The sequence below is a fragment of the Halobellus rufus genome, assembly GCF_000739575.1.
Classification (GTDB): Archaea; Halobacteriota; Halobacteria; order Halobacteriales; family Haloferacaceae; genus Haloquadratum; species Haloquadratum rufum.
This window is the reverse complement of record NZ_BBJO01000079.1, coordinates 1-1,442: the sequence shown is the minus strand read 5'-3', so window position 1 is coordinate 1,442 and position 1,442 is coordinate 1. Positions and strand designations below refer to the sequence as shown.

Here is a 1,442-nt window from a genome sequence, read left to right as displayed (position 1 = left end):
CGTGGAGCCGCAGGCCCGTCGGTATCTTTCTCCCCCAGTCGTGTCTTCCAGTTCGCCCGCGGGAACGCACAGATTTCTGTTATGAATTGAATTATGTGACACGTTTAGAACGGGTCTGATATCACCGCTGATATCTAGGTCCATACCATTATGTACGGACCATCGCTCGGTCGCAGTAACGGTCTGCTACCCTGCGAAGTGGGAGTCGGACTGGAACCAACAACCAACAATGTTCGAAGACAACGACGCCGACCGTGGTCAGGTCGGCATCGGCACGCTCATCGTGTTCATCGCGATGGTCCTCGTTGCAGCTATTGCAGCGGGCGTCCTCGTGAACACGGCAGGCTTCCTCCAAGCGACCGCGGAGGACGCCGGCCAAGAGAGCGTCGACAAAGTGACGAATCGACTCGACGTCGTGAGTTCTCACGGCCTCATTAACGACACCGGCGGCGACCTCGCCGTCGACAGCCTCAACATTACGGTTCGGCTCGCTGCTGGCTCTGGAGGAGTCAACCTCGAGGACACCACGATCAAGTACGTGAGTTCCTCGAAGGCGAAGAATCTCGTCTACAACAACTCCTCAACGGCTGACGGGAGCACGCTACTGAATGTCTCTCGATACGAGGACGGCTACGAGACTGGTCTCACCGAAGACCAGTTCACTGCCTACGCGGTCAACGACAACGGCGATGCCTCTTTCCCGGTCCTAAACGGACAGGCTGATCGCTACGAGATCGTGATCAACACCTCTCTCGTAGAAGGGAATGGCGAAGGTCTCTCGACGGGCGACTCGGTCGAACTCGACATCACCAGTCGATCCGGTGGATCCACGCAGGCCATCTTCACGATGCCCCAGCAACTCGCCGGACAGGACGACAACGATCCGGTCCCACTCTAACTACTATCAATGTTTGAAATCTTCAACGAAGACGAACGCGGTCAGGTCGGTATCGGCACGCTAATCGTATTCATCGCGATGGTCCTCGTCGCTGCGATCGCAGCGGGAGTCCTCGTGAACACGGCAGGCTTCCTCCAAGCGACCGCGGAGGACGCCGGCCAAGAGAGCGTTGACAAGGTCACAAACCGTGTCGATGTGATCAATACGCACGGCACCGTCGGCAGCAGCGACGACATCGCCAACATCACGATGACCGTCCGGCTCGCCGCTGGATCGGGAGCGGTAGATATGGATACGACCTCGATCAAGTATCTCAGTAGTGGGAACGTGACCACACTGACGAACAGTACTGACGATCTGAACTACGCGGCGGGTAACGAGAGTCAGTTCAACCTCACGAAGGTAACTGACAACGATGATTCCTTCGGTGTCCTTAACAGCCGTGATGACCGGTATGAAGTGACAATCAACGCGTCAGCGATCGAGAGCGACGGCAGCGAAGGCCTCAGCACGGGCGAAACCGTCCAACTGGACATCACGAGCC

General features: G+C 57.3%; 2 protein-coding genes. Both read left to right on the top strand.

Going from position 1 to position 1,442, the window contains the following annotated elements:
- Positions 1-229 precede the first annotated feature (229 nt).
- Positions 230-898 carry an archaellin/type IV pilin N-terminal domain-containing protein gene (locus ACP99_RS18705; protein WP_049988032.1) on the top strand — a complete coding sequence of 223 codons (669 nt, stop codon included), beginning with the start codon at positions 230-232 and terminating at the stop codon, positions 896-898.
- 9 nt (positions 899-907) lie between these two features.
- Positions 908-1,442, top strand: a 535-nt coding sequence (locus ACP99_RS18700) for an archaellin/type IV pilin N-terminal domain-containing protein (protein WP_049988031.1), incomplete at its 3' end; no start/stop codon positions are given.